We start from the raw sequence: 24,050 nt of genomic DNA on the forward strand, positions 1-24,050 counted from the left end.
CTTATGCCCTCTCGTGCGTATTTTTGATGGAATGTCGGGAAGAAATCAGATCGCCGCGATCAGGCCGCCATCGACCCGGATGAGGCTGCCCGTCATGTAGCTGGCGCGGTCGCTGGCGAGAAATGCAACCGCATTCGAAAATTCATCGGGTCTGCCGTAGCGTTTCATGGGAATGTTTTCCCGCGAGGCGCGCGCGACATCCTCGGGCGAGCGACCCTGTCTTTTGGCGGCTGCGGCGTCGAGTTCGTCGACGCGCTCGGTATGGATGCGTCCGGGGACGACGGAATTGACCGTGACGCCATCGGCGGCGACTTCCGCGGCGAGGGTTTTGGCCCAGCCGAGAATCGCGGGGCGCAGCATGTTGGACAGGCCCAGATTGGCGATGGGCTGGATAACCCCGGAAGACACGATGTTGATGATTCTGCCGAAGCCGCGCTGGCGCATGCCGGGCAGGAATGTGCTGGCGACAGCGACGGGCACGCGCACCATGGTATCGAAATGGCGCCCCAGATCGGCAATGTTGACGGTGGCGATCGGTCCCGGTGGGGGGCCGCCGCAATTCGTGACGACGATGTCGATATCGCCGAGCCCGGCGATATGCTGCATTGCGCGCTCCGTATCCTGAAAATCCACGACGCGGAAGGAGGCGCTGCCGCCTTCTTCCTGGATTGCCGTGCAGCCGGCCTGAAGCGTGGCCTCGTGCCGTCCGGTCAGGATGACATGCGCGCCCTCGCGGGCGAGGGCTTTGGCGCAGGCGCGTCCAAGCCCGCGACTGGAGCCCATGACCAGGGCGGCTCTGCCCTCAAGTTGAAGATTCATGTCGTGGCCTTTTTTGTTTCCGCATACGCGGACGTGCTCTGTAGGAAATCCAGTAAGGCCGGATGCGGTCGCTCCGCGGTGGACACACATTCCGGATGACCCTGCATGCCCTTGAAATGGGGATGCGCGGGAAGCTCGATGGCCTCGATGATGTCGCCCGATGGATCTGTCGCGGCGATCTTCACGCCCATCTGTTCGAGATCGGGGAGCAGGGCGGGGTTGAGGCGGTATCTGTGATTGCTGCGAATGACGGGCGCCGATTCCAGGGCGCGCCCGAAAGTCGATGATGCGCAGGCCCTGAGTGCCTGGGCGCCGACCCTGCGGCGGATGCTGCCATCGGCGCCGGAGATGGGCACGAAGCTGAGGAATGGCGCATTGGGAGCACGTTCCGCCAGATCGGCGCCGGTATAGGATGGGTACTGACGGACGACGGCGGTGATCATGCTTTGCATGCCTAGGCACAGTCCGACGACGGGGATGCCGGCGCGCAGGCAGTGGTCGGCAATGATCATCTGTGTCGCGGCATTGGCGATGTCGCCCCCAGGGAGGACGACCCCAGACGCCGCATCGAGACACGCTGCGGCGCCGTGGCAGGACAAAGTCTTATCGGAGAGGAAACTGATGTCGAGTGTCAGGTCCAGATGATCCGCGGCATCGCCAAGGGCGCAGAGGGTGGCTGGATTGCGATGGCGGTGATGCCTTTCATCCCCCGTCACGACGATTTTCAGCGTCTTCCCTCTGCGTGGTCCTGCTGTCTTCCCCGAGTCCGGAATGGGAAAGACACGACCCGATGCATCCCGTAGACCGATATGGTGATCCTCGCCTTCTTCCATCTGGAGAAAAAGACTCTCGCCGAGAAAGCGGGCGGTGGCGATTGTGCAGTCTGTTCCGGCGGAGATGGCGCGGCGTTGCAGCGCGGCGGCCCAGGACATGTCACAGGACATGAAGGGTACGACGACATGCCCGCAGGTTGCCGCACGCGCCAGAATCGCCTCGTCGGAGAACGGCCATGATGTGACGTTCGGACGAAACCTGTCTACCCAGAGCCAGCCCGCATGGGCGAGGTAGCCGTCCTGCGTCGGAAATTCTTTTACCGAGTCTGAGAAATGCGAAGAGACGACATCGGACTGCATGACTGTCGCATTGCAGCGTTCTGCCCACAGGGCGGCAGCAGCAGAAAAATATCCGCCATCCTCTTCAGGATACCGAACCAGCAAAAGCGTCATGCTGAGTCACTCCCCCAGGTTGGGTCGGTAATGTTTCGATTACGCGACGGCCTGACATGCACATAATCCATTATCGAAATAAAAATCCAGCCCAGATTGATCTAAATGACAAAATAAATACAATGTGCGACGGAAAGCAGGGGCATCGGCGCGCCCCGAGCCGTTTTCATTGGCTCGTGATGTGGGATTAATGCATTGAATAATAATGATTTATCTGAGATTTCCGCTACGGCGACCCCCTCTGGGCGTCTGTCTGAGCGGATGTCGCGCGTCGGGGCGTCGCCGACGGCGGCGGTTTCGGACCGGGTGCGTGCGGCCGCGGCGCAGGGAATCGTCATCACCAATCTGGGCGAGGGAGAGCTGGATTTCGCGACGCCGGCGCATGTCGTGACGGCGGGGAAGCGCGCGATCGACCGCGGAGAGACGAAATATACCGCAGTTTCCGGAACGGTGTCCCTGAAGGAAGCGATTCGGGAAAAATTCCAACGCGACAACGGCATTTCGTTCCGGAATGCGGAGATTATCGCGGGGAATGGCGCCAAGCAGCTTATTTTCAATGCATTTCTGGCCACGCTCGATGACGGTGACGAGGTGATCCTGCCTGCGCCGTACTGGGTGTCGTATCCCGATATGATCCGCCTGACCGGGGGGCGGCCGGTCGCGGTGGGTACGACCATGGCGTCGGGATGGAAATTACAGCCCGAAATGTTGCGATCCGCCATGACGCCGCGTACGCGCTGGCTGGTGCTCAATTCCCCCGGCAACCCGACGGGGGCGGTGTACACGGCCGCAGACCTGCGTGCGTTGCTGGAGGTCCTGGACGGGTTTCCCGATATTCTCGTGCTGGCGGATGATATTTACGAGCCGCTGCGCTATGGGGTGCCATTCTCCACGCCGCTACAGGTAAGGCCGGACATGCGTGACCGTGTTCTGACGGTCAATGGCGTGTCGAAAAGCCATGCCATGACGGGGTGGCGGCTTGGCTATGCGGCGGGGCCGGAATGGCTGGTGCGGGCGATGGATATTCTACAGTCGCAGAGTACCTCGAACCCGAGCAGTATCAGCCAGGGCGCGGCGATCGCGGCACTTGTCGAGCCGCCTGTCTTTCTGGAGGGGTGGCTGGAAACGCTGGCAGTCCGCCGGGCGATCGTCATGGATATGGTCGCACGGATTCCGGGCCTGCGTGCCTGGCAGCCGGACGGTGCTTTTTACGTCTTTATCGACGTGAGGGCGTGGCTGGCCGGCTCGGGGCCGCCGCTGGGCATTGCCGATGATGTCGGCATGGCGGCATGGCTGATCGAGTCCGCACGGGCGGCACTGGTGCCGGGGACGGCGTTCGGGGCGCCGGGGCACCTGCGTCTGGCCTTTGCGATCGAGACCGATACGCTGCGGGCGACCTGCGAGCGCATCGTCGCGGCGTGCATGCCCGTCTGACGGGCTCCGCTGCCGGCGGGCGCCGTTTGGCAATGCATACTGGCATGCTTATGATAGCATGTCGGGCGTCGCTTCTCCGACATGTCGCATTGCAGGAATGACAGTGAATACGAGTGCCTTGCTCCCCGTGCGGTCGAGTGTCCATCGGCAATATACGATAGCCAACGCGATCGTCGATCTTCTGCGACGGGAGCGGGCGGAGCGGGGATACCATCTGCGCGAGCAATGGCTGAGTGATCAACTGGGCCTTTCGCGGACGCCGGTGCGGTCCGCATTGCAGATCCTGGCGTCGCGCGGGATTGTCCAGGCGCGGCGCAACCAGGGATATTTCCTGGAAATGGCGCTGGATTCGATCAACGAGATCGCGCTGTCGCCTCCTCCGACGCCTGACCAGGATCTTTATATCCGTCTGGTCCGGGATCGGCTGGCCGGGCGGATTGCGAACGACTTCACGCAGAGAGACCTTGCCGCGCTTTACAAGGCCGACCGGACCGTGATGCTCCAGACGCTTCGGCGATTGACGGATGACGGGTTGCTGCAATCGAACGGGGCGCGAAACTGGTCGTTCGTGCAGGCACTGGATAACGGGGCAGCCCTTGAAGAAAGCTTCCAGTTTCGTCGCATGTTCGAGCCCCAGGCGATTCTTCTGCCCGGTTTCCGGGTCGATCACGCGCAACTGGAGCAGAGCATCCAGCAGCATCGGCAGATCGCGTGCGCCGATGTCGATGCGCTGGAGCCTCGGGTCCTGTTCGAAGCGGACAGTCGTTTTCATGAGATGGTCGCCGAGTTTTCTCATAACACGTTCGTGGTCCAGGCGATGAGACAGCAGAGCCGTCTGCGTCGGCTGCTGGAGTTCGGCGGTTACTCGAACCGCGCGCGTGTGCATCTGTGGTGCGAGGAGCATCTGGCCGTCATGGCGGCGCTGGGCGAGGGGAAGTTGCAGCGCGCCTCCATTCTGATGTCGTTGCATCTCGATCAGGCTCTCAGTGCGGCCCATGTGCTGATCGATATCCCAAACACCTGATTTTATTCTACTTTCAGAGACAATTTTCCGACTTCGGCACGCAGGGTACGGGGGGAGGGATGCCTTCTCATTTCGTGCTTGACATGATCGTGCGAAAGGCGTTGTCTTAATTTATAAAAAAAAGACAATCCTGCACGTATCCAAACGCTCTGGAATCTCATGTCGCTGCGTGACCTCAGGTCTTTCGTTCTGCCTCTTCTGTTGTTCGGCGCGGTCCTGCCCGCGCGGGCTGAGGGCCTGGCTGTGGCCGGGAAGCTGACCTACGGGACGGCCGCGACGTTTGCGCCGTTCGAGTTCGTGCAGAATGGAACGCTGACGGGGTTCGACATCGACCTTGCCCAGGCCGTGGCCGGAAAGATGGGGGTGCAGGCCGACGCCGTAAACATGGAGTTCGGTGGCCTTATCCCGGCATTGCAGGGCGGCCGGATCGATCTGATCAATTCCGCCATGTATCTGAGCCCCGAGCGGGAGCAGGCGGTGGAATTCGTTCCGTACATGACCATCGACAACATGGTGCTGGTCCGGGCGGAGGGGGCATCGGCGATTACCGGTTATGATCTGAGCCTTTGCGGAAAACGTATTGCGGTCACGCTTGGCGGGATCGAGGAACGCGACGCGCATGTCGCGGATCGCACATGCCGCGACGCGGGGCGGCCGCCCTTGACGGTGCTGGCCTATCCCACTGCGCAGGATACGGCCCTGAATCTGTTGCAGGGGCGTGCCGACGGTGCGTTTACGTCGCGCTTCGGAGCCGCGGTGCTGGAGGCGCAGGTACCGGGTGGATATCGTGTCGTCGGTACGCCGTTCGGAGAGAACGCCCGGATCGGGTTCGCCATTCGCAAGGGGGATGGCGAACTCCATGCCCGCCTTCAGCAGGCATTGGACAGGCTGCATGGCGACGGTACGTTCGACCGCCTGCTGCGCAAGTGGCATCTGGAGGCGGACCGGTTGCCCGGCGGGACGGGGGAGGCTGCCAGGGTGGTCCACCCGGTGTGGGACGGGCTTGCCTATATCGGTGACTTTGTCGTCTCCGCGCCCTTCCTGCGCGGTGCGGGCATGACGATGCTCCTGACCGTCGCCTCGCTGGTGCTGGGCAGTTTCGTCGGGGTGCTGGCGGCACTGGGGCAACTCGGGCGGGCCGGTCGTTTCCTGCGTGGGCCGATCTTTCTGTATTTGTGGCTGTTCCGGGGTACGCCGGTGCTGTTGCAGATCGTCTTCGTGTACAATGTGTTGCCTCTGCTGGGCGTGCGCCTGCCGGCGTTGACCAGCGCCATCGTCGCGCTGTCGCTCAACGAAGGTGCCTATATGGCTGAAATCGTGCGCTCGGGCCTGGATGCCGTGCGACCGGGTCAGCGGCAGGCCGCACTGGCGCTAGGCATGTCGCCGGTATCGGTGTTTCGGCATGTCGTGGCGCCGCAGGCATTTCGGGTCGTGTTGCCCATGCTGGGCAACCAGGTCATCGGGATGCTGAAGACCAGTTCTCTCGTCTCGGTCATTGCCGTGCAGGAGCTTCTGCTGGTCGCGGACCAGGCTGCCAGCGCCAACTTCCGTTATCTGGAAGCATTGAGCGCCGCCGCGCTGTATTATCTGGCGTTCACGACCCTGTTCATGCTGCTTCAATACAGGTTGGAGCGATATGTCTCGCCCCGCCGCAGGAGCGATAATGGACGGGGGTGGCTGCGTCATCTCCTGCCGGCCGGGGGGGATGTGCGATGAGCGAATCGGCATCCGTACTGTCGCTGCGCAGCCTCTGCCTGACGATCGGAACCCATCGGATTCTGCACGATTGCACGCTGGATCTGGCAGAAGGGGAAACCGTGGTCATTCTCGGGCCATCGGGATCGGGCAAGTCCACGCTGATGCGATGCCTGAACCTGCTGCTCCGTGCCGATAGCGGGCAGATCCTCTTTCGGGGACGGGACCTGATGGCGCGGCATGTGTCGGCCACCGAGGTCCGGCGGATGATCGGCATGGTCTTTCAGGATTATTGCCTGTTCGAACATCTCGATGTACGGGCCAATCTTCTGCTGGCGCCCCGGACAGCCGGGGCTGGGTTTCTGGCGGATGCCGATGCGCGGGCGATGAATCTGCTGGCGGCTGTCGGACTGGCGGACAAGGCGGATCGCTATCCGCATGAACTGTCGGGTGGCCAGCAGCAGCGTGTCGCGATTGCGCGCGCGTTGGTCATGCGGCCCGAACTGATGCTGTTCGACGAACCGACATCGGCTCTCGATCCGGAATCGATCGAGGCGCTTCAGGCGCTTTTCCGGTCCGATGCCCTGGCTGGGATGACCAGGATCATCGTGACGCACGACATTGCCTTCGCCAGCAAGGTCGCGGATCGCATCGTCTTCATGGAAGGCGGGGAAATCGTGGCCGAGGCTGCCGCCGGCCAGGCTTTCTCCGCGGATGCCAATCCGCGCCTGCGCCGGTTCCTGACGCATGCGATGCCCCATGCGGGTGCATTTTCTTCTTCAACCGATCTGTAGATGGTTTTTTACGATGAGCTGTAGTCCGGATATCAACAGGCTGGTTTCCGATCTGGCGGAAATGATCGCCATGCCGAGCGAGAATCCGCCTGGACATGAGACGGAAGTGGCGCGTTTCGTCGCACGGGAACTGGAGCCGCTGGGCTTCGAAATCGCCATTGCCGAATATGCGCCGGATCGGCCCAATATTTCCGCCACCTTGCGCAATGGCCCTGGCCCCGTCCTCGCCTTCAACACGCATATGGACACCGTGCCCGTCGGATCGGGGTGGACGCATGAGGCGCTGCGCATGACGCGCGAGGGCGAGCGGCTGTATGGGCGTGGCGCCTGCGACTGCAAGGGCTCGCTGGCCTCCATGCTGGAGGCCGCGCGTATTCTCGCGACCTCGCGCGCGGCGTGGTCTGGCACGCTGATTGCCGTCTTCGTGGCGGACGAGGAGGTTTCCAGCCAGGGAGCGCGCTTTTATACCCGCGACTGTCCGGCGATCGATTTTGCGATTATCGGCGAGCCGACCTCCAATGCCGTCTTTACGGCGCACAAGGGAAGCCTGCGCCCGATCGTGCTGGTCGAGGGCGTGACCGCCCATTCGGGCACACCGGAACTGGGCCGGAACGCGATTTATGACGCGGGGCGGTTGATGGCACGGATCGAGGCGCATCATGGCGGGGTGATCCGCCATATCACGCATCCATTGGTCGGCAATGCCAGCCTGTGTGTGACGCGCATCGGCGGCGGCAAGGCCGACAATGTGGTGCCGGACGCCTGCGAACTGCTGCTGGACCGCCGCCTGGTGCCGGGCGAGGACGAAGAGGCCGCCAAGGCCGATATCCTGGCCCTGCTGGAGCGTGCCCGGCAGGAAGAGGGTATCGTGGCGAAGGTGACCGGTTACAAGCCGACCACGGGGGGCGCGACGCAGACCGCGCCCGACGCGCCCCTGAGCGTGGCCGCTCTGGCCGCGGCGTCGGCGGCGGATATTGCCCGGCCGGGGCCGTTCGGCTTTCAGGGTGCATGCGATCTCGTGCATTTTCGCGAGGCCGGTGCATCGGGCGTGGTGATCGGTCCGGGCGACCTGGCCAATGCGCACAAGCCCGACGAGTTCGTGACCATCGGTGAACTGGCCGATGCCACGCGCATCTATGTCGATATCGTCTGCCGTCTCATGCCGCCAATGGTGACGGGATGAGCCTGCGCGCCACCCTGCGACGCGCGCAACTGCACTATGCGGGTGGAATGGCGGTGCATACCGCGTCCTCCGGCGCGGTGCAGGCGCTGGACGCGCTGTATCTTCTGCTGGACGACGGCGTGCATCGGGGCGTCGGCGAAGTCCGGCTGAACATAGCCTATCTGACCGGTCTGGCGCCGCAGGCGGTGCTGGATGCGGCACGGCGCTTCGTATCGCGGAGCGACTGGCCCGAGGCGAGCGCGGATTTGCGGGCCTTTGTCGCGGCACTGCCTCTTTCGGTGCCGGCGCCTGTGCGGATGCTGGTCGATCTGGCCGTCCATGATCTTCTGGCCCGGCGCGAGGGCGTTCTGCTGGCCCACATGCTGGGTGGGACCGGGGTGGTTCGTTATCCGACCAACCAGACCCTGTTCTTCAGCGATATGCCGACCTTTCAGCGTCGCTGCATTGCGTATGTAGCGCGGGGATTCACGCAACTGAAGATTCGCATCGGAGCGGATCTGGATGCCGATCTGGACCGGTTGCGCTGGTTGCGCGACCATTTCGGTGCGGACATTACGCTATCGGCCGACGCGAACGGCCAGTGGGACGAGCGGGCGGCCCTGACCGCGCTGGACAGGCTGGCGGCGTTCCGTCTCGACTATGTCGAGCAGCCTGTCGCGGCAGGGGACTGGGCCGTGCTGGAGCGTGTCGCGGCGCGCAGCCCCGTGCCGCTGATGCTGGATGAAAGCCTGGCCGACATGGCGGCCTGCCGCAGGCTGGCGGAGATGACGCGCCCGCCCATGGCGCATCTGAAATTGGTCAAGCTGGGTGGGCTGGCCGCGCTGCTTTCGGCCGCGCGGATGCTCCAGGCTGCCGGTGTGACGCTGATGATCGGACAGATGAACGAAGGGGCGATTGCCACAGCGGCCGCGCTGCATGCCGCGTGCGTGCTCACCCCGCGCTTCGCGGAACTGTATGGCGCGGACGGTCTGGCGGACGATCCGGCTTCCGGCCTCGTCTACCGGGATGGTGCGGTGGGTCTGGCCGGGATGGAGCGGTCGGGCTTTGGCCTTGCGTTCGATGCGACCCTTACTCAACCCCAATTGTTCATGGAGACCTGCTGACATGATGGCAGCACAGGACGTCACGTCTGGAATGGAAGCGACGTTTACCCAGGACGAATTTACCGGACGGCAGGACCGGGCCCGGCAGGCCATGCAGAAGGCGGGCCTGGATGCCATGCTGGTGACCAGCCCGGAGAACATCTATTATCTGACGGGGCAGCAGACACCGGGATATTATACGTTCCAATGTCTGCTTCTGCCGGTTTCCGGCGAGCCGTCATTCGTCGTCAGGCAACTGGAATATTTCAATCTGGTGGCCAATACGTTCCTGACCGATATCCATCCTTTCGGCGATAGCGACGACCCGATGGCCGTGCTCAACGCGCTGCTCCGGCAGAAAGGATTGAAGGGCCGCAGGGTCGGTGTGGAGAAGAGCGGCTGGTTCTTTCCCGTAGCGGTCTATGACCGGATGGTTGCCGCCCTGGGAACGCTGCATGATGCGGGGGGCATTACCGAATCCCTGCGCGCGATCAAGTCGCCCGCCGAGATCGGGAAGCTGGCGCGTGCCGCGACTTATGTCGATGCGGGGATGAAAGCCGGTCTGGGCCAGGTACGGGCCGGTGGGACGGAAAACGATCTCGTCGCCGCCATGATGCATGACGCCATTGCCGCCGGTTCGGAATATATGGGGATGGAGCCTCTGGTTTCCGCAGGGCGGCGCAGCGGTGTGCCGCATGGCACATGGCGCCGCGGGCCGATCGCGTCCGGTGACGGCGTCTTTCTGGAAATGGCGGCCTGTCATGACCGTTATCACGCGGCGCTCATGCGCACCGCTTGGGTCGGGACGCCGCCGGAGCAGGCGCGTGAAATGATGAAGGTCTGCCAGGACGCCCTGGCGGCGTCACTGGAGGCGATCCGTCCGGGAGTGACCTGCGAGACGCCGCATAATATCTGCCAGCGCATTGTCGATGCGGCGGGATATACGGAGAATTTCCGTAAACGTCTTGGGTACAGCGTTGGAATCTCGTTTGCCCCGGACTGGGGCGAGGGGGGCATCCTGAGCCTGAATGCCGGGGTTAAAACCGAGCTTGAACCCGGAATGGCTTTTCATCTGCCTCCCGCATTGCGGATCTATGGCCGTTTCACGGTCGGGGTTAGTGAAACGATCGTCGTGACGGAGACCGGCCATCGCGTGCTGGGAACGCTCGATCGCGGCATGGTGCTGCGCCCTGCGTGATCCCTCGCGGGTCCGATGCGCAAATCGCCTTTGACCCGCGGTTTTTTTCTTCTTTCAGGATAAATATATCAATGAAAACGCTCGAAGAGAGCCGCGCGCGCCTGCGCGGCCTGTTCAACATCACCATGACGCCGTTTACGGCCGACCATGCGATTGATTTTCCGGGGCTCGCGCGCAATGTCGAGCGCGTTCTGGACCTGGGATTCGATGGTCTGCTGATCGGCGGGACCTACGGCGAGTTTCCTGCGCTTTCCACGCAGGAGCGTGCGGATGTCTTCCGGCATGTGATGGATGTCGTGGGGGACAGGGTGCCGGTTATGCTGTGCGCGGCAGGGTCGGACCCGCGGCTGGTGCGGGAGCTGACGGGCCTTGCCGGTGATCTTGGGGGTATTCCCATGGTGACGCCGCCTTTCGTTTCCGAGGTGACGGACGAGCAGATCGTGGCGTTCTTCCGTGAGATGGCGCCGCTGTCTCGAACCGGTATCCTGGTCTACAACGCGCCGGGGATCGGTATTACGCTTTCGCCTGCCACGCTGGAGCAGATCGCCGACCTGCCGGGGATGGTGGCGATCAAGCAGGGAGACCTGTCTCCTGCGGCAATCGATCGCATCGTGGGCCGGCTGAAGGACCGTATCCGTCTGTTCTGTGCTTCGGACCTGGCATTTCTCGGCCCGATGGCGGCAGGGTTCGACGGGATCAGTTCGACCAATAGTGGCGCGTTTCCGGAACTGCTCTTGCAGAGCTATCGCGCGATCGAGGCCGGGGACAGTGCTCTGGCGGGCCGGCTGCATCGGCTTTGGTACGAATTCCGTGCCCTTGCACGGCAATATGGCCAGCCTCAGACGGTGAAGGCGGCGATGACGATGCGCGGTTTTGATGGAGGGGCCGTCCGGCCGCCGTTGCAGGACCTGGACGCGCAGGAGAAGACGGCGCTCGCGTCTGTCCTGCGTGACATGGCACGGGATCCGGATTGTCGCCTGACCCTGGCGGACTGAGTACGGTCCGGGTGGGGCAGGGTCGAGAGTGTCCTGATTCTGAAGTTTCGCTGATTTTGGAAGTATGGAGGCAGAATCGCTTGACGGCCTGTAGAGTGTCGTCAGCGGACCTGGTCCATTTGAAGGACTTGGGTTGTTCGTTATGGACGGCGATGAAAGCCCTGATGTCGGCCTCGTGGGCTTCGCTCGAACGGTGGATGCCGCGCCTGATCTGTACGGGATTCGGATGCGGGCATACCATGGGTGATGCCGTCTGAGCATGGAAGGCGTCTGCAAATCTGGCGTCCCTCATGTGACACTGACATGTGACACAAGACGGGAACCCATAAATTTTTCCCTGTAAAATCAATGCCTTAGAAGGCATGGCGGAGAGAGTGGGATTCGAACCCACGGTACGCTATTAACGCACACACGCTTTCCAAGCGTGCGCCTTAAGCCGCTCGGCCATCTCTCCGGCGCACTGGCGGGACTGCCTGTCGGCCAGCCCGTCGGTATGGGGCGGGAACATAGCAATAATTCCGGCCGGCGCAAGGGGGTAAAGGTGCGCCGCTTCCGCGGCGGCGCACGAGGGGTGGAGTGGGCCGTGATGGGGGCCTTGGTCGGGGCTGTAATGCGTCAGTCGTTCCGTCAGTGGTCCATCTTCAGGGCGGCCAGGAAGGCGCTCTGGGGGATTTCGACCTTGCCGAACTGGCGCATACGCTTCTTGCCTTCCTTCTGCTTTTCCAGAAGCTTGCGTTTGCGCGAGATGTCGCCGCCATAGCATTTGGCCGTCACGTCCTTGGACATCGCGCCGATCGTCTCGCGCGCGATCACGCGGCTGCCGATCGCGGCCTGGATCGCGATCTTGAAGAGCTGGCGGGGAATCAACTCCTTCAGCTTGGCGCAGATCGAGCGGCCACGGCTTTCGGCCGCCGAGCGGTGGGCGACGAAGGACAGGGCGTCCACCGGCTCCAGATTGACCAGGATCGAGATCCGTACCAGGTCGCTCTCTTCGTAGCCGTCCATCTGGTAGTCGAAGCTGGCATAGCCGCGCGATACCGATTTCAGCCGGTCGTAGAAATCGAACACCACCTCGTTCAGCGGCAGGCGGTAGACCGCCATCGCCCGGTTGCCGACATAGGTGAGATCCTTCTGGATGCCGCGCCGCTCCGTGCACAGGGTCAGCACCGCGCCCAGATATTCGTCGGGCACCATGATGGTGGCGACGATCCAGGGTTCCTCCATCTTCTCGATCACCGAGCCGTCGGGCATGTCGGCGGGGTTGTGGAGTTCCTCCATCGCGCCGTTCGTGCGGTAGAGGCGATAGACCACGGATGGCGCGGTCGCGATCAGGTCCAGGTTGAATTCGCGGCTCAGGCGCTCCTGGATGATCTCCAGGTGCAGCAGGCCCAGGAAGCCGCAGCGGAAGCCGAAGCCCAGCGCCGCCGAGGTCTCGGCCTCGTAATGGAACGAGGCGTCGTTCAGCCGCAGCTTGGACAGGCTGTCGCGCAGCTTTTCGAAATCGTCGGCATCGACGGGATACAGGCCGCACCACACCACCGGGATCGACGGCTTGAAGCCCGCCAGCGGGGCTTCGGCCGGGCGGCGGTCGTCGGTCAGCGTGTCGCCGACATTGCAGTCCGCCACCGTCTTGATCGCGGCGTTGACGTAGCCCATCTCGCCCGGACCCAGATCGTCGACCTGCGTCATGCGTGGCGCGAAGACGCCGACCTGATCGACGTTGTAGACCGAGCCGTTCGACATCATGCGGATGCGCATGCCGCGCTTCAGCCGGCCTTCCTTGACGCGCACCAGGATGATCACGCCGAGATACGGGTCGTACCAGCTATCGACCAGCAGGGCCTGCAACGGCTTGGTGTCGTCGCCGACCGGCGGGGGCAGGCGGGTGACCAGGGCTTCCAGCACGCCTTCGATGTTCAGGCCGGTCTTGGCCGAGATCTGGACCGCGTCGTCGGCCGGGATGCCGATGACTTCCTCGATCTGCGCCTTGACGCGCTCGGGCTCGGCGGCGGGCAGGTCCACCTTGTTCAGGATCGGTACGATCTCATGATGGGCGTCGATGGCCTGGTAGACGTTGGCCAGCGTCTGGGCTTCCACGCCCTGCGAGGCGTCGACCACCAGCAGCGAGCCCTCGCAGGCCGCCAGCGAGCGGCTGACCTCGTAGGCGAAATCGACGTGGCCCGGCGTGTCCATGAGGTTGAGGACGTAGGTCTTGCCGTCCTTGGCCGGGTAGGCGAGGCGCACCGTCTGCGCCTTGATGGTGATGCCGCGCTCGCGCTCCAGCTCCATATTGTCCAGGACCTGGTTGGTCATTTCGCGCGCCGTCAGCGCGCCGCAGGCCTGAATCAGCCGGTCGGCCAGCGTCGACTTGCCGTGGTCGATATGGGCGATGATCGAAAAATTGCGGATCAGCGAGAGCGGTGTGTCGGTCATGGGCGCAGACATAGGCCAAAACCCCGCGAAAGTCAGCGGGGCGCGCGTAAATTCTCCTGTGGCGCCCGTGACCCCGCCGCGCGTTCAGGGTCCTGTCAGCTTGGTGTGTTAGAGCGCGCTTTCGACAGGGATGGCAGCGGGCCATTCGAAGCGTGGGGACGGATGGATGCCAGGGGGCTTGTTGCGTCGGCGCGGTGTCGAAAAGCCGGGCCTGGGTGTCATGCTGGCCGCGATGCTGGCCGTGATGCCGGGTGCCGGGCTGCTGGGTGCCGGGCTGCTGGCCGGCTCGGCCGGTGGGGCGCGGGCGGCCGAGCTGTCGTTTCATGAGGCGGTGAGTGCCGCGTGGGCGATCGATCCGACCCGTTCCGAACTGACGACCAACCGCCAGTCGGCCGATGCGCGGGCGGATGCCGCGAAATCGTGGTTTCCCGGTGGGCCGGTGGTTTCGGCGCAATATTATGACGATCATCTGATCGGCTCGAACATTGGTTATACCACCTATCAGGGTACGGTTTCGGTGCCGCTGTGGCTGCCGGGGCAGGGGACCGCGACGCGGCGGGTGGCGCAGGCCGAATCCGCGTCGATCCAGGAAAAGCTGAATGTCGCGCATATGGCCGTGGCCGTGCGGGTGCTGGAGGCGGCATCCGCCCTGGTGATCGCCCAGCGCCGGCTGGCGGTGGCGCTGTCGCTGGTGCAGGCGATGCAGCGCGTGGGCAATGCGGTCGGCCGGGCGCAGCGTGTGGGCGAATCCACGGCGGCCGACCAGCAGGCGGCCGCCGCCGAACTGGCCGCCGCGCGCACCGAGGCCGGGCTGGCGCGCGAGCAGGTGGCGACGGCCGATGCGGCGCTGACGGTGCTGCTGGGGCGGCCCGGCCTGCCGGACATCCTGTCCTACGACGCGGGCTTTCTGTCGCGCACGCGGCTGGATATGCCGCAGGTGGTGGAGGATAACGACCCGCGGGTGCGGGCGGCCCATCGGGATGTGGCCGCCGCGCAGGAAGCGGTGCGGCTGGCCCGTGCGTCTTTCATGCCCAATCCGGAAATCGGGGTCGGGGCGATCCATGAGGGGCAGTATGGCAGCCCTTGGGACAGCCGGGTGGGGGTGCAGATTTCGGTGCCGCTGCCCAGCGAGGCGCGCAACGTGCCGATGATGGCCGATGCCCGGAACCGGCTGGCGGCGGCGGGCAGCCAGGAAACGCAGGCACGGCGCATGGTGCGGGTGGAGTTGGCGCAGGTGCGCGCGCGGCTGGATGCGGCGCGGACGACGCTGGAAAGCGCGCGGATGTCGGCCGCCGCGTTGAACCGGCGCGCCGACGAGATGGAACGGTCCTGGCAGGTGGGAGAGACGACGCTGATCGAGGCATTGCGGGCGCGGCTGGGGGCCTATAACGCCATTCTGGCGCTGAATTCCGCCGAAATCGGCTGGCACGCGGCCATCTTGCGCGCCGCCATCGCGACCGGGGCGACGCCATGAGGGATGTGCGGGCACGCCTGGCGTGCGTGGTGGGGATGGGCTGTCTTTTCCTGTCTTCCGCCGTCCGGGCCGACGCGCCGGTGCTGCCGGAGCCGGTGACGATCGGGGCTGAGGCGCGGCGGGCCGAGGAGTTGACCGACAGCGTGGCGCGGCCGGGGAGCCTGTCGCGGATGCTGCCGGTGCTGGCCAGTGTGATGGCGGACGAGACGCGGATCGTGCGTGTGCGGTCCGTGGGTGCGGGCAAGGTGCTGCGGGTGCATGTCATGGCCGGGCAGCATGTGGCGCGCGAGAGCGTGCTGGTCGATTACCTGGATCATTCACTGCATGTCGCGCGCTTGCAGGCGGTGCAGATGCGGGCCGCGCTGGCGAGCGCGCTGGCGGCGCGGGCCGAGGCCGAGGCGGCGTGGAAACGGGCCGAGATGCTGGCGGGCAGCACCGTTTCGCAGGGGGAACTCCGGCGCCGGCTGGCGGTATTGCAGGAGGCGCGCAGCACCGTGGCGGCCCGACAGGCGGATGTGGGCACCATGGCGCATCGCTTCGAGGAGGAATTCAATTCCGTCAGCGAGCGGACGACCACCGGCGGGGACGAGACCTCGTCGCTGCTCGCCCCGATCGACGGCATGGTGCAGGATGTGGGGGTGTCGGCCGGCGGCGATATCGAGGCCGGGCAGGTGGCGGCGACGCTGATCGACCTGTCGTCGGTCTGGATCGTGTCCGACGTGTCGCCGCAGGACGCCGCGCGGCTGGTGGTGGGCGGGCGGCAGAGCGTGCTGCTGGATGGGCGGCGGATCGAATCCCGGATCAGTTCGGTCAGTGGCGCGGCGTCGCCTGTCTCGGGACTGGTGCGCGTGATCAGCGTCGTGCCCAATCCGGATGGCGTGTTGCGGCCGGGCATGATGCTGGATGCGGAACTGGAGACGACCGACAGACGGAGCGGGATGCTGGTGCCGGCCGAAGCGGTGCAGCGGATCGCCGGCCGGGACGTGGTGTTCGTGCGCGAGGGGGCGGACAGCTATCGGCCGGTGCCGGTGACGGTCGGTGTGGAGCGTGAGGGGCGGGTGGTCGTTCTTTCCGGCCTTTCGGCGGGGCAGGCTGTGGCTGCTCATGGCAGTTTTGCCTTGAAATCCATGGTGCTGCTGGCCGGGGTGGGCGGGGACGACTGACATGCTTGCCCTGTTGAATCTGCTCCAGGCGAACCGCTTCGTGGTTCTGGGGGGCGCCGTTGCGCTGATGCTGGCCGGAATGGTGGCGGTGATGGGGCTGCCTGTGGAGGCCGTGCCCGATATCTCGCCCCGGCAGGTGCTGGTCTCGGTCGTGGCACCCGGACTGGCGACCGAGGAGGTCGAGCGGCTGATTACCTTCCCCGTCGAGGCCAGCATGGCGGGGATTCCGGGGATGAACGACCTGCGATCGGTCTCGCGGTCGGGGGTTTCGGTCGTTTATGTGCAGTTCGACGACGAGACCGACATCGATCTGGACCGCACGCGGGTCAACGAACGCATCATGCAGGCGCGGTCGCTGATCGCGGTGCCGGGGCTTTCGATCAATATGGGGCCGCTGGCCACCGGCATGGGCGAGATCATGCAGATCCAGATCCGTGGCGCCGGTCGGTCGCTGATGGACCTGAACCGGCTGATGACCTGGAGCGTGGTGCCGCAGTTGAAGCTGGTGCCCGGCGTGGTGGATGTGAACGTCAATGGCGGGGCCGAGCAGACGTTTCAGGTGGCGTTGGATCAGGCACGGCTGAATGCGTACGGCGTGTCGGTCGGCGAGGTCTACCGGGCGGTGGACGGCAACAACGCGGCCTCGGGCGGCGGGTGGATCGAGCATCATGCCGAGCAGCAGGTCGTGGTCGGGCGTGGGTTGATCCGCACCCTGGACGATTTCGGCGCATTGCCGGTGCGCAGCAATGCCGACGGCACCGCGATCCGTCTGCGCGATGTCGGCGCGGTGTCGATGGGGCCGCGCACGCGGCTGGGCGCGGTGACGCGCGACGGGCGGGGCGAGATCGTGATCGGTGTGGTGATGATGCGCCAGGGGGCGAGTTCGGACGCCACGCTGGCCGCCATCCGCGATGCGTTGCCGGGGATCGGGCGTGCGTTGCCGGCCGGTGTGACGCTTGAGCCTTATTACAGCCGTTCCGACCTGACCAACCGCACCATCGCCACCGTGCGCGAGAACCTGCTGCTGGGGGCGGCGCTGGTGCTGGGGGTGCTGGTGGTGGTGATCGGGGACTGGCGGGCGTCGCTGGTCATTGCCTCGGTCATTCCCTTCGCGCTGGTCTGCGCCATGGCGGGGATGCGGCAGTTCGGCATTTCGGCCAACCTGCTGAGCCTCGGTGCGATCGATTTCGGCATGATCGTCGACAGTTCGCTGGTGGTGGTGGAGCATCTGCTGGCCATACGCGCGGCGGATCGCACGATCGACCTGCGGACGCAGGTGGTGTCGGCGACGACGCAGGTGCTGCGGCCGGTCGCCTTCGCCATTCTGGTGATCGTGATGGTGTATCTGCCGATCCTGACCTTGCAGGGGATCGAGGGGAAGATGTTCCGCCCGATGGCGCAGACCGTCATCATGGCGCTGCTGGCCTCGCTGGCCTATTGCGTGGTCTGCGTGCCGGTGATCGCGGCGCTGGCGATGCGGGGCAGCCGGGGGCATGGCGATACGTGGCTGGTGGCGGCGTTGCGCCGCCGCTACGGGCCGGCGGTGCGCTGGGGGGAGAGCCATCCTGGCCCGCTGTTCGGCGCTACGGTGGCGGTGTTCCTGGTTTCGGTCGTGCTGGCCGGGCGGCTGGGGGGAGAGTTCATTCCGCAATTGGGCGAGGGGGCGCTGACGGTGACCACGACGCGCCTGCCCAGCGCGTCGCTGCCGACCGTGCTGGCCTCGGTCCGGAAGCAGGAGCAGATCCTGATGGGCTTTCCCGAGGTGGCGACCGTGGTCAGCAATACCGGCACCTCTGCCATCCCCACCGATCCGATGGGCGTGAACGAGACGGACAGTTTCATCTTTCTGAAGGACCCTTCGCAGTGGCGGACCGCGCGCACGCAGGTGGGGCTGGTGACGGCCTTCGACCGGGCGTTGCGCGAGCGGCTGCCCGATGCGCGGTTCTCGTGGAGCCAGCCGGTGCAGATGCGCATGGACGATCTGCTGTCGGGCGTGCGCAGCCAGATCGCCGTGTCGATCTACGGGTCGGATCTGGAGGTGCTGTCGCGGCTGGGCGACCAGGTGGTGGCGGCGCTGAACAGCGTGCGCGGGGCGGCGGATGTGGCGGCGCAGGGGGACGGGACCGTGCCGTTCATTCATGTCGATGTCGATCGGGCGCGGGCGGCGCGGCTGGATGTGACGATGGCCGATATTCTGGACACCGTGGAGGCGGTGGGCGGGCATATCGGCCGCCCGGTGATCATGGATGATGCGGTGGTGAATACGCAGATCCGCTTTGCCGCCGAGCAGGTGGGATCGGTGGAGCAGATCGCGGGCCTGCGGGTGCGCCGGGCCGATGGGGCGGGGGCCGTGCTGCTGTCGCAGGTGGCGCGTGTGTCGGTGGTCGATGGGCCGCCGCGTATCAGCCGCGACCGGATCCAGCGCCGGTTGATCGTGCAGGCCAATGTGCGGGGGCGGGATCTGAGTTCCTACGTGGCGGCGGCGCAGGCGGCGGTGGCGGCGAAAGTGCATCTGCCGCCGGGCTATCGGCTGACGTGGGAGGGGCAGTTCCGCAACCTGCAATCGGCCATGGCGCGGCTGGAGATCGTGGTGCCGATCGCGCTGGCGCTGATCTTCGCGCTGCTGGTGCTGGCGCTGGGGTCGGTGGCGTCGGCGGCGCTGGTGTTCGTCAATCTGCCGATGGCGGCGACGGGCGGGATTCTGGCGCTGTGGGCGCGGGGGCTGCCATTCAGCATTTCCGCCGGGATCGGGTTCATTGCCCTGTTCGGGGTTGCGATCCTGAACGGGGTGGTGCTGGTGAGTTACATCCAGCATCTGCGCCGCACCGGCATGGATGTGGCGCGGGCGGCGTTCGAGGCGGCGGAACAGCGGTTTCGCCCGGTGATCGCCACCGCGCTGGTGGCCAGCCTGGGCTTCTTCCCGATGGCGTTTTCGGCCAGTGCGGGGGCGGAGGTCGAGCGGCCGCTGGCGACGGTGGTGATCGGCGGGCTGGTGTCGTCTACCGTGCTGACGCTGCTGGTGCTGCCCTCGCTTTATGCGCGGGTGATGCGGGAGCGGAAAAAAGGATAGGGGACGCCGTGCGGATCCTGGTTGTCGAGGATGAGAGGCCGCTGGGCTCGGCGGTGCAGGAGCGGCTGCGCCGGGCCGGGCATGCCGCGGACTGGCTGACGACGCTGGCCGATGCGCGGGCGGCGCTGGCGGCCATCGCCTATGATTTCCTGCTGCTGGATCTGGGCTTGCCGGATGGCAGCGGGCGGGACCTGCTGCGCGAGATCCGCCGGGGGGGATCGGTGATGGCGGTGATGATCGCCACCGCGCAGGACCAGATCAGCGACCGGATCGCCGGCCTGTCGGACGGTGCGGACGATTACGTCGTCAAACCCTACGATTTCGACGAATTGCTGGCGCGGATCGACGCGGTTTCGCGCCGGTACGGCGCGTTGGCCAGCAACCGGCTGGTGCTGGGGGACGTGGAGATCGATTTGGGCCGGCAGCGCCTGGCGCGCGAGGGCGGGGAGGTGGACCTGACGGCGCGCGAATGGGCGGTGATCGCGCTGCTGGCCCGGCGGGCCGGGGCCATCTGCTCGCGCGAGCAGATCGAGGATGCGCTGTATGGTCTGGGCGAGGAAATCGAGAGCAACGCGATCGAGGTCTTTATCAGCCGCGTGCGCAAGAAGGTGGGGGCCGGGTTGATCCTGACCGTGCGGGGGCGCGGGTATCGGCTGGCGCGCGAGGCGGGGACATGAGGGGGCGTCTGGACCGGGAGGCCGGGGCGTTGCCGGCGCTGGTTGCAGGGGGGGCCGCGTGGCGTGGCGACGGACGCTGGAGCCTGGCCACCCGCATCATGGCCGGGGTGCTGGTGGTGGTGCTGGGCTGTCTGGCGCTGCTGAGCGTGCTGGTGGCGGGGTTCACGCGCTACGAGGTGACGGAGCGGCTGGACAATTCGTTGCAGGAAGTGGCCGAGCGGCTGGAGTTCGTGATTGCCGCCCATGCCGTGCAGCCGACCGGGGGCACCGTGGCGCTGCTGCCGGAGGTCGGGCCGCGCACGCTGGCCTACCAGATCGCCACCCCGGATGGGCGGTTGCTGCTGCGATCGCAGAACGCGCCGACCGAGACCTTCGTCCCCGTGGTGCGGGGCGGGTTTTACGACCGGCCGCGCTTTCGGGTCTATGTCGTCAAGGCGTATGACGGTGGCCAGTACATCCTGGTGGGCGAGCCGACCTTTCATCGGCGCGAGGCCGTGCGGCGGGCGACGCTGATTTCGATCCTGCCGATGATCGTGTTTCTGCCCGCGGTATGGCTGCTGGTGCGCTGGGTCGTGCGCCGGGCGCTGCGGCCGCTGACGGTCTTGCAGGAGGAAATTCGCGCGCGCGGCGGCGGCAATCTGGCCCCCATCCCGGCGCTGGACCTGCCGGAAGAACTGTCGGCCATCCATATGGCCGTCAACCTGCTGCTGGACCGGCTGAAGAAGGCGCTGTCGAGCGAGCGGGCGTTCGCGGCCAATGCGGCGCATGAACTGCGCAACCCGATCGGCGCGTTGCTGGCGCAGGCGCAGATGCTGCGCGAGCAGTTGCATGAGCCCGAGGCGCCGGGGCGGGTGGGTGCCATGATCGGGCAGATCCGTCGGCTGGGACGGATGACGGAGAAACTGCTGCAATTGTCGCGCGCGTCGTCGGGGGTCGCGATGGGGGACGAGCGGTTCGACCTGATTGCGGTGTTGCAGATTCTGGCCGAGGAATTTGCCGATATGCCGCCGCTTTTTCCCGTCGTGACGGTGGCGTGCGACGGGATGGAGGCGCTGTTCGCGCGCGGGGATATCGATGCGGCGGGCATTCTGTTTCGTAACCTGATCGAGAATGCGGCCCATCATGGCACGCCCGATGCCGCGATCGCGGTGACGCTGTCGCGGGCCGGGGTGGTGGATATCGTCAATGACTGCGTGGCCCTGCCGGCCGCCATCCTGTCGGGTTTGACCGAACCGTTCGTGCGGGGGGGCAGTGCGGCCGATGGCAGCGGGCTGGGACTGGCCATTGCCGCGACCATTGCCGCGCAGATGGGCGCGGGGCTGGAGATCGCCTCGCCCGTGCCGGGAACGGAGCGGGGGTTTCGGGCGCGGGTGGTGCTGATGACCGTCGAAGCGGTGGCCGGCCCGGTGACGGTGCCCTGACAGACGGTCGATGTCGATGCCGGACCGCCAGCGCCGCCTTTCAGGGTGTGCAACGGGCGGGCCGCCTGGAATTGGGGCCGGCCCGTTGGTCGTGGGGTGTTCCGTTCCCTCGGGGTGAGGTCGGAGGGGGATCAATAGGCGATGTTCAGGAAGCCGCCGACCGTCCGCCGTGCGTCGGGTGTCGTGTAGTGCAGATAGCCGGTCGCGCCGTATAACTGGTATCCGGTCGAAAAATACTGATCGAACAGGTTTCTGACATACAGGCCGACCTGTACCCGCTTGTTCCACGGCAGCAGGCTGAGGCGGAGATTGACCAGGCTGAAAGCCGGAACTCTCGAATAGGCGGGCTGGCCCACCACCGTCCAGTAGGTTCCGCGATAGGCGTAATCGACATGCGCCCGCAGCCCCAGATGCGGCGTCAGGTCATGGTCGTAATCTATCGCGGCGTTGGCGGAGAATGCCGGGGCATTGGTCAGTTGGGTGCCGGTGTAGCTGGTCTTCTGATTGGCCTGGTAATCGGTGAAGTAGGCGCTGGTGTAGGTTACCGCGCCAGACACTGTCAGGTCGGGAAGGGGTTTGAACGCCACGTTGCCTTCCACGCCCTGGCTGCGCAGGCCGCCGGCATTGCCGATCGCGCTGGCGAGGATCGTGCCGCCGGTGCCGTCGGGCACCGGGGTCAGGATCGTGGCCTGGAAATCGGTGAAATCCTCGCGATAAAGATCCATGTTGAAACGCAGTCGGTGATGCAGCCATTCGGATTTCATGCCGACTTCGTAGGATTTGACCGTTTCCTGATGATACGGGTCGTATTTGTTGCCGACGAAGGCGATGCCGGCGGGCTTGTAGCCGGTCGAGAAGGTGAAATACGTCATGACGTTGGGGTTGAAGCGATATTCGGGCGAGATCCGTCCCGAGAAATTCTGCCCGGTCATGACGCCATAAGGATAGACGGGCGCGGCGCTGGTGGGCACGAAGGTCGGCGTGTATCCCATCAGCGGGACGGGATCCGTCCATATATAGCCCAGGCTCTGGGAATTGCGGTCGTGCGTGTAGCGGCCGCTGATCGCCAGGTTGAAATGTGGGGAGATATTGAATTTGAGTTGCCCGAACGCGGCCAGGGATTCGTTGCGTGAATTGAAGAGCGAGGTGTTGCCCGCCTTGCCGAACGCGCCGGAGAGATTATAGAGCGTGCCGGGGCGGGCGCCGTTGGCGCCGATCAGCGGCGCGCCGAGCGTCCCCCACTGATACTGGGTCTGCCGCGCGTCGAGACGGTTGAAGAAACCGCCGACGAGATATTCGACCAGATGGCCTTTGGGCGAGGCGAAGTGGATTTCGTCGCTGAATTTCTCGGTCGTCAGATGGCCGAGATTGTACGGGATATAGGCATACTGGTTGGACGGCAGCAGATCGACCGGCGTGTTGTTGTCGTAGAGCGAGCCGCGATAGGCGGTGATGAACGTCAGGTCGTTCTGTCCGATCTTGGTATGCAGGTGCAGTGACGCGCCATATTCCTCGGAAGTGATGCCACCCATGAAGGAATCCGCGGTGTCGGCGTTCTTCGGGCCGGGAAAGACGCCCAGCGCGTTGAGCATCCTGGTGACGTTCGCCGGCTGCCCGCCGACGGGCGTGCGGACGCTGCTGTCCCAGTGATGGGCGTAATCGCCTTCCAGCGTGATGTCGAAATGTTCCATCGGCTCGGCATAGAGTTTCGCGCGTGTGCCATATTCGTCGGTCGAGCCGACCAGCCGGTTCAGGGTCACGTTTCGGCCGAAGCCGTCCTGCGCGTTGTCGAAGCCGGAAATGCGGAAGGCCGCCTTGTTGCCCAGAGGCACGTTCACCGTGCCGTTGATGATGCGCTCGTTATGTTCGCCATAGCTTGTGCTGAGCCGGCCCGACAGGACGCCCAGGCGGGGCTTGCCGGTCGTCACCGAGATGACGCCGGAGGTCGAGTTCATGCCGAACAATGTGCCCTGCGGCCCCATCATCACGTCCACATTGTCGATATCCACCATCCCGACCATGCCGTTGGCGCGCTGGGCGTCCATGACCACGTCGTCCACCACGACGCTGACGGATTTCGCATTCGAGAAATCGAACGACGTGCTGCCGACGCCGCGAATCTGGAAAGCGGCGCCCTGCGTCGGGTCGTACTGCACGCCGGGAGCGAGGTATTGCAGATCCGTCAATGCGGTGTAGCCGGCGTTGGCGATGGCCTTGCCGTCGAGATGCAGGATGGAGATCGGTACGCTCTGGTTATTTTCCGACCGCCGCTGCGCGGTGACCGTCACCGTTTCCAGCGCCGCTGATGCGCCGCCCTGCGGCGTGGTGGCCGGGGATGGGGTGGCCGAGGATGGGGTGGCTG

At 65.2% G+C, this 24,050-nt stretch carries 17 protein-coding genes and 1 tRNA gene; 13 read left to right on the plus strand and 5 right to left on the minus strand.

The window, feature by feature from the left end; all coding sequences use genetic code 11:
- Positions 1 to 45: 45 nt before the first annotated feature.
- Together ABF821_RS01430 and ABF821_RS01435 are read right to left on the minus strand one after the other, a co-directional pair.
- Positions 46 to 819 carry an SDR family oxidoreductase gene (locus tag ABF821_RS01430; protein WP_183008599.1) on the minus strand — a complete coding sequence of 258 codons (774 nt, stop codon included), beginning with the start codon at positions 817 to 819 and terminating at the stop codon, positions 46 to 48.
- Entirely contained in the window at positions 816 to 1,751 is a 936-nt protein-coding gene (locus tag ABF821_RS01435) for a glutamine amidotransferase-related protein (protein ID WP_415528827.1), read from the minus strand. Before ABF821_RS01435 ends, ABF821_RS01430 begins: the two co-directional genes overlap by 4 nt.
- Positions 1,752 to 2,306: 555 nt before the next feature.
- Between ABF821_RS01435 and ABF821_RS01440 the strand changes: the two genes are divergently transcribed.
- The 8 genes from ABF821_RS01440 (at position 2,307) to ABF821_RS01475 (ending at position 11,450) form a co-directional block, all read left to right on the plus strand.
- A complete protein-coding gene (locus ABF821_RS01440) occupies positions 2,307 to 3,479 on the plus strand; it encodes a pyridoxal phosphate-dependent aminotransferase (protein WP_415528828.1) in 1,173 nt (390 codons plus the stop codon).
- A 103-nt stretch (positions 3,480 to 3,582) separates the two neighbouring features.
- Positions 3,583 to 4,503: a GntR family transcriptional regulator gene (locus tag ABF821_RS01445; RefSeq protein WP_182975109.1), complete on the plus strand. Its 921-nt coding sequence runs from the start codon at positions 3,583 to 3,585 to the stop codon at positions 4,501 to 4,503.
- A gap of 159 nt (positions 4,504 to 4,662) precedes the next feature.
- A complete protein-coding gene (locus ABF821_RS01450) occupies positions 4,663 to 6,219 on the plus strand; it encodes an ABC transporter permease subunit (RefSeq protein ID WP_220791863.1) in 1,557 nt (518 codons plus the stop codon).
- Positions 6,216 to 6,992 (plus strand): amino acid ABC transporter ATP-binding protein, encoded by a 777-nt coding sequence (locus ABF821_RS01455; RefSeq protein WP_415528829.1) that lies wholly within the window; start codon positions 6,216 to 6,218, stop codon positions 6,990 to 6,992. The genes ABF821_RS01450 and ABF821_RS01455 overlap by 4 nt, the downstream gene beginning before the upstream one ends.
- 13 nt (positions 6,993 to 7,005) lie before the next feature.
- The gene (locus tag ABF821_RS01460) at positions 7,006 to 8,175 is read left to right on the plus strand and encodes a M20 family metallopeptidase (RefSeq protein ID WP_415528830.1); all 1,170 of its coding nucleotides are present in this window, start codon (positions 7,006 to 7,008) and stop codon (positions 8,173 to 8,175) included.
- The gene (locus ABF821_RS01465; protein ID WP_415528831.1) at positions 8,172 to 9,278 is read left to right on the plus strand and encodes a mandelate racemase/muconate lactonizing enzyme family protein; all 1,107 of its coding nucleotides are present in this window, start codon (positions 8,172 to 8,174) and stop codon (positions 9,276 to 9,278) included. Before ABF821_RS01460 ends, ABF821_RS01465 begins: the two co-directional genes overlap by 4 nt.
- Position 9,279: 1 nt before the next feature.
- Positions 9,280 to 10,455, plus strand: coding sequence for a M24 family metallopeptidase (locus tag ABF821_RS01470; protein WP_415528832.1), 1,176 nt, complete (start codon positions 9,280 to 9,282; stop codon positions 10,453 to 10,455).
- Positions 10,456 to 10,526: 71 nt separating this feature from the next.
- A complete protein-coding gene (locus ABF821_RS01475; RefSeq protein WP_415528833.1) occupies positions 10,527 to 11,450 on the plus strand; it encodes a dihydrodipicolinate synthase family protein in 924 nt (307 codons plus the stop codon).
- Between the two features lie 363 nt (positions 11,451 to 11,813).
- Here the strand turns inward: ABF821_RS01475 and ABF821_RS01480 are convergent.
- Positions 11,814 to 11,904 (minus strand) — tRNA-Ser (locus ABF821_RS01480).
- A gap of 173 nt (positions 11,905 to 12,077) precedes the next feature.
- The gene (gene lepA / locus ABF821_RS01485; protein ID WP_182975112.1) at positions 12,078 to 13,883 is read right to left on the minus strand and encodes a translation elongation factor 4; all 1,806 of its coding nucleotides are present in this window, start codon (positions 13,881 to 13,883) and stop codon (positions 12,078 to 12,080) included.
- 178 nt (positions 13,884 to 14,061) lie between these two features.
- Here lepA and ABF821_RS01490 point away from each other — a divergent pair, with 178 nt between their 5' ends.
- The 5 genes from ABF821_RS01490 (at position 14,062) to ABF821_RS01510 (ending at position 21,688) form a co-directional block, all read left to right on the plus strand.
- A complete protein-coding gene (locus ABF821_RS01490) occupies positions 14,062 to 15,357 on the plus strand; it encodes a TolC family protein (RefSeq protein WP_259654610.1) in 1,296 nt (431 codons plus the stop codon).
- The gene (locus ABF821_RS01495; RefSeq protein ID WP_259654609.1) at positions 15,354 to 16,520 is read left to right on the plus strand and encodes an efflux RND transporter periplasmic adaptor subunit; all 1,167 of its coding nucleotides are present in this window, start codon (positions 15,354 to 15,356) and stop codon (positions 16,518 to 16,520) included. Before ABF821_RS01490 ends, ABF821_RS01495 begins: the two co-directional genes overlap by 4 nt.
- Position 16,521: 1 nt before the next feature.
- Entirely contained in the window at positions 16,522 to 19,590 is a 3,069-nt protein-coding gene (locus ABF821_RS01500; RefSeq protein WP_415528834.1) for an efflux RND transporter permease subunit, read from the plus strand.
- An 8-nt stretch (positions 19,591 to 19,598) separates the two neighbouring features.
- On the plus strand, positions 19,599 to 20,267 hold the full coding sequence (locus ABF821_RS01505; protein WP_415528835.1) for a response regulator: 669 nt from the start codon (positions 19,599 to 19,601) through the stop codon (positions 20,265 to 20,267).
- Between the two features lie 98 nt (positions 20,268 to 20,365).
- Entirely contained in the window at positions 20,366 to 21,688 is a 1,323-nt protein-coding gene (locus ABF821_RS01510) for a sensor histidine kinase (RefSeq protein ID WP_246402614.1), read from the plus strand.
- Positions 21,689 to 21,819: 131 nt separating this feature from the next.
- Here ABF821_RS01510 and ABF821_RS01515 read toward each other — a convergent pair.
- A partial coding sequence (locus ABF821_RS01515) for a TonB-dependent receptor (RefSeq protein ID WP_415528836.1) occupies positions 21,820 to 24,050 on the minus strand: 2,231 nt, incomplete at its 5' end.

Origin of the sequence: Gluconacetobacter sp. (genome assembly GCF_047721585.1) — a bacterium.
Classification (GTDB): domain Bacteria; phylum Pseudomonadota; class Alphaproteobacteria; order Acetobacterales; family Acetobacteraceae; genus Gluconacetobacter; species Gluconacetobacter dulcium.

Excerpts from the sequence above, each read along its gene's own strand:
- ABF821_RS01450 (WP_220791863.1), top strand. The coding sequence starts at position 4,663 with ATGTCGCTGCGTGACCTCAGGTCTTTCGTTCTGCCTCTTCTGTTGTTC.
- ABF821_RS01435 (WP_415528827.1), bottom strand. The coding sequence starts at position 1,751 with ATGTCCTGGGCCGCCGCGCTGCAACGCCGCGCCATCTCCGCCGGAACA.
- ABF821_RS01455 (WP_415528829.1), top strand. The coding sequence starts at position 6,216 with ATGAGCGAATCGGCATCCGTACTGTCGCTGCGCAGCCTCTGCCTGACG.
- ABF821_RS01465 (WP_415528831.1), top strand. The coding sequence starts at position 8,172 with ATGAGCCTGCGCGCCACCCTGCGACGCGCGCAACTGCACTATGCGGGT.
- lepA (WP_182975112.1), bottom strand. The coding sequence starts at position 13,883 with ATGACCGACACACCGCTCTCGCTGATCCGCAATTTTTCGATCATCGCC.
- ABF821_RS01510 (WP_246402614.1), top strand. The coding sequence starts at position 20,366 with ATGGCCGGGGTGCTGGTGGTGGTGCTGGGCTGTCTGGCGCTGCTGAGC.
- ABF821_RS01500 (WP_415528834.1), top strand. The coding sequence starts at position 16,522 with ATGCTTGCCCTGTTGAATCTGCTCCAGGCGAACCGCTTCGTGGTTCTG.
- ABF821_RS01440 (WP_415528828.1), top strand. The coding sequence starts at position 2,307 with ATGTCGCGCGTCGGGGCGTCGCCGACGGCGGCGGTTTCGGACCGGGTG.
- ABF821_RS01470 (WP_415528832.1), top strand. The coding sequence starts at position 9,280 with ATGATGGCAGCACAGGACGTCACGTCTGGAATGGAAGCGACGTTTACC.
- ABF821_RS01430 (WP_183008599.1), bottom strand. The coding sequence starts at position 819 with ATGAATCTTCAACTTGAGGGCAGAGCCGCCCTGGTCATGGGCTCCAGT.
- ABF821_RS01475 (WP_415528833.1), top strand. The coding sequence starts at position 10,527 with ATGAAAACGCTCGAAGAGAGCCGCGCGCGCCTGCGCGGCCTGTTCAAC.
- ABF821_RS01495 (WP_259654609.1), top strand. The coding sequence starts at position 15,354 with ATGAGGGATGTGCGGGCACGCCTGGCGTGCGTGGTGGGGATGGGCTGT.
- ABF821_RS01460 (WP_415528830.1), top strand. The coding sequence starts at position 7,006 with ATGAGCTGTAGTCCGGATATCAACAGGCTGGTTTCCGATCTGGCGGAA.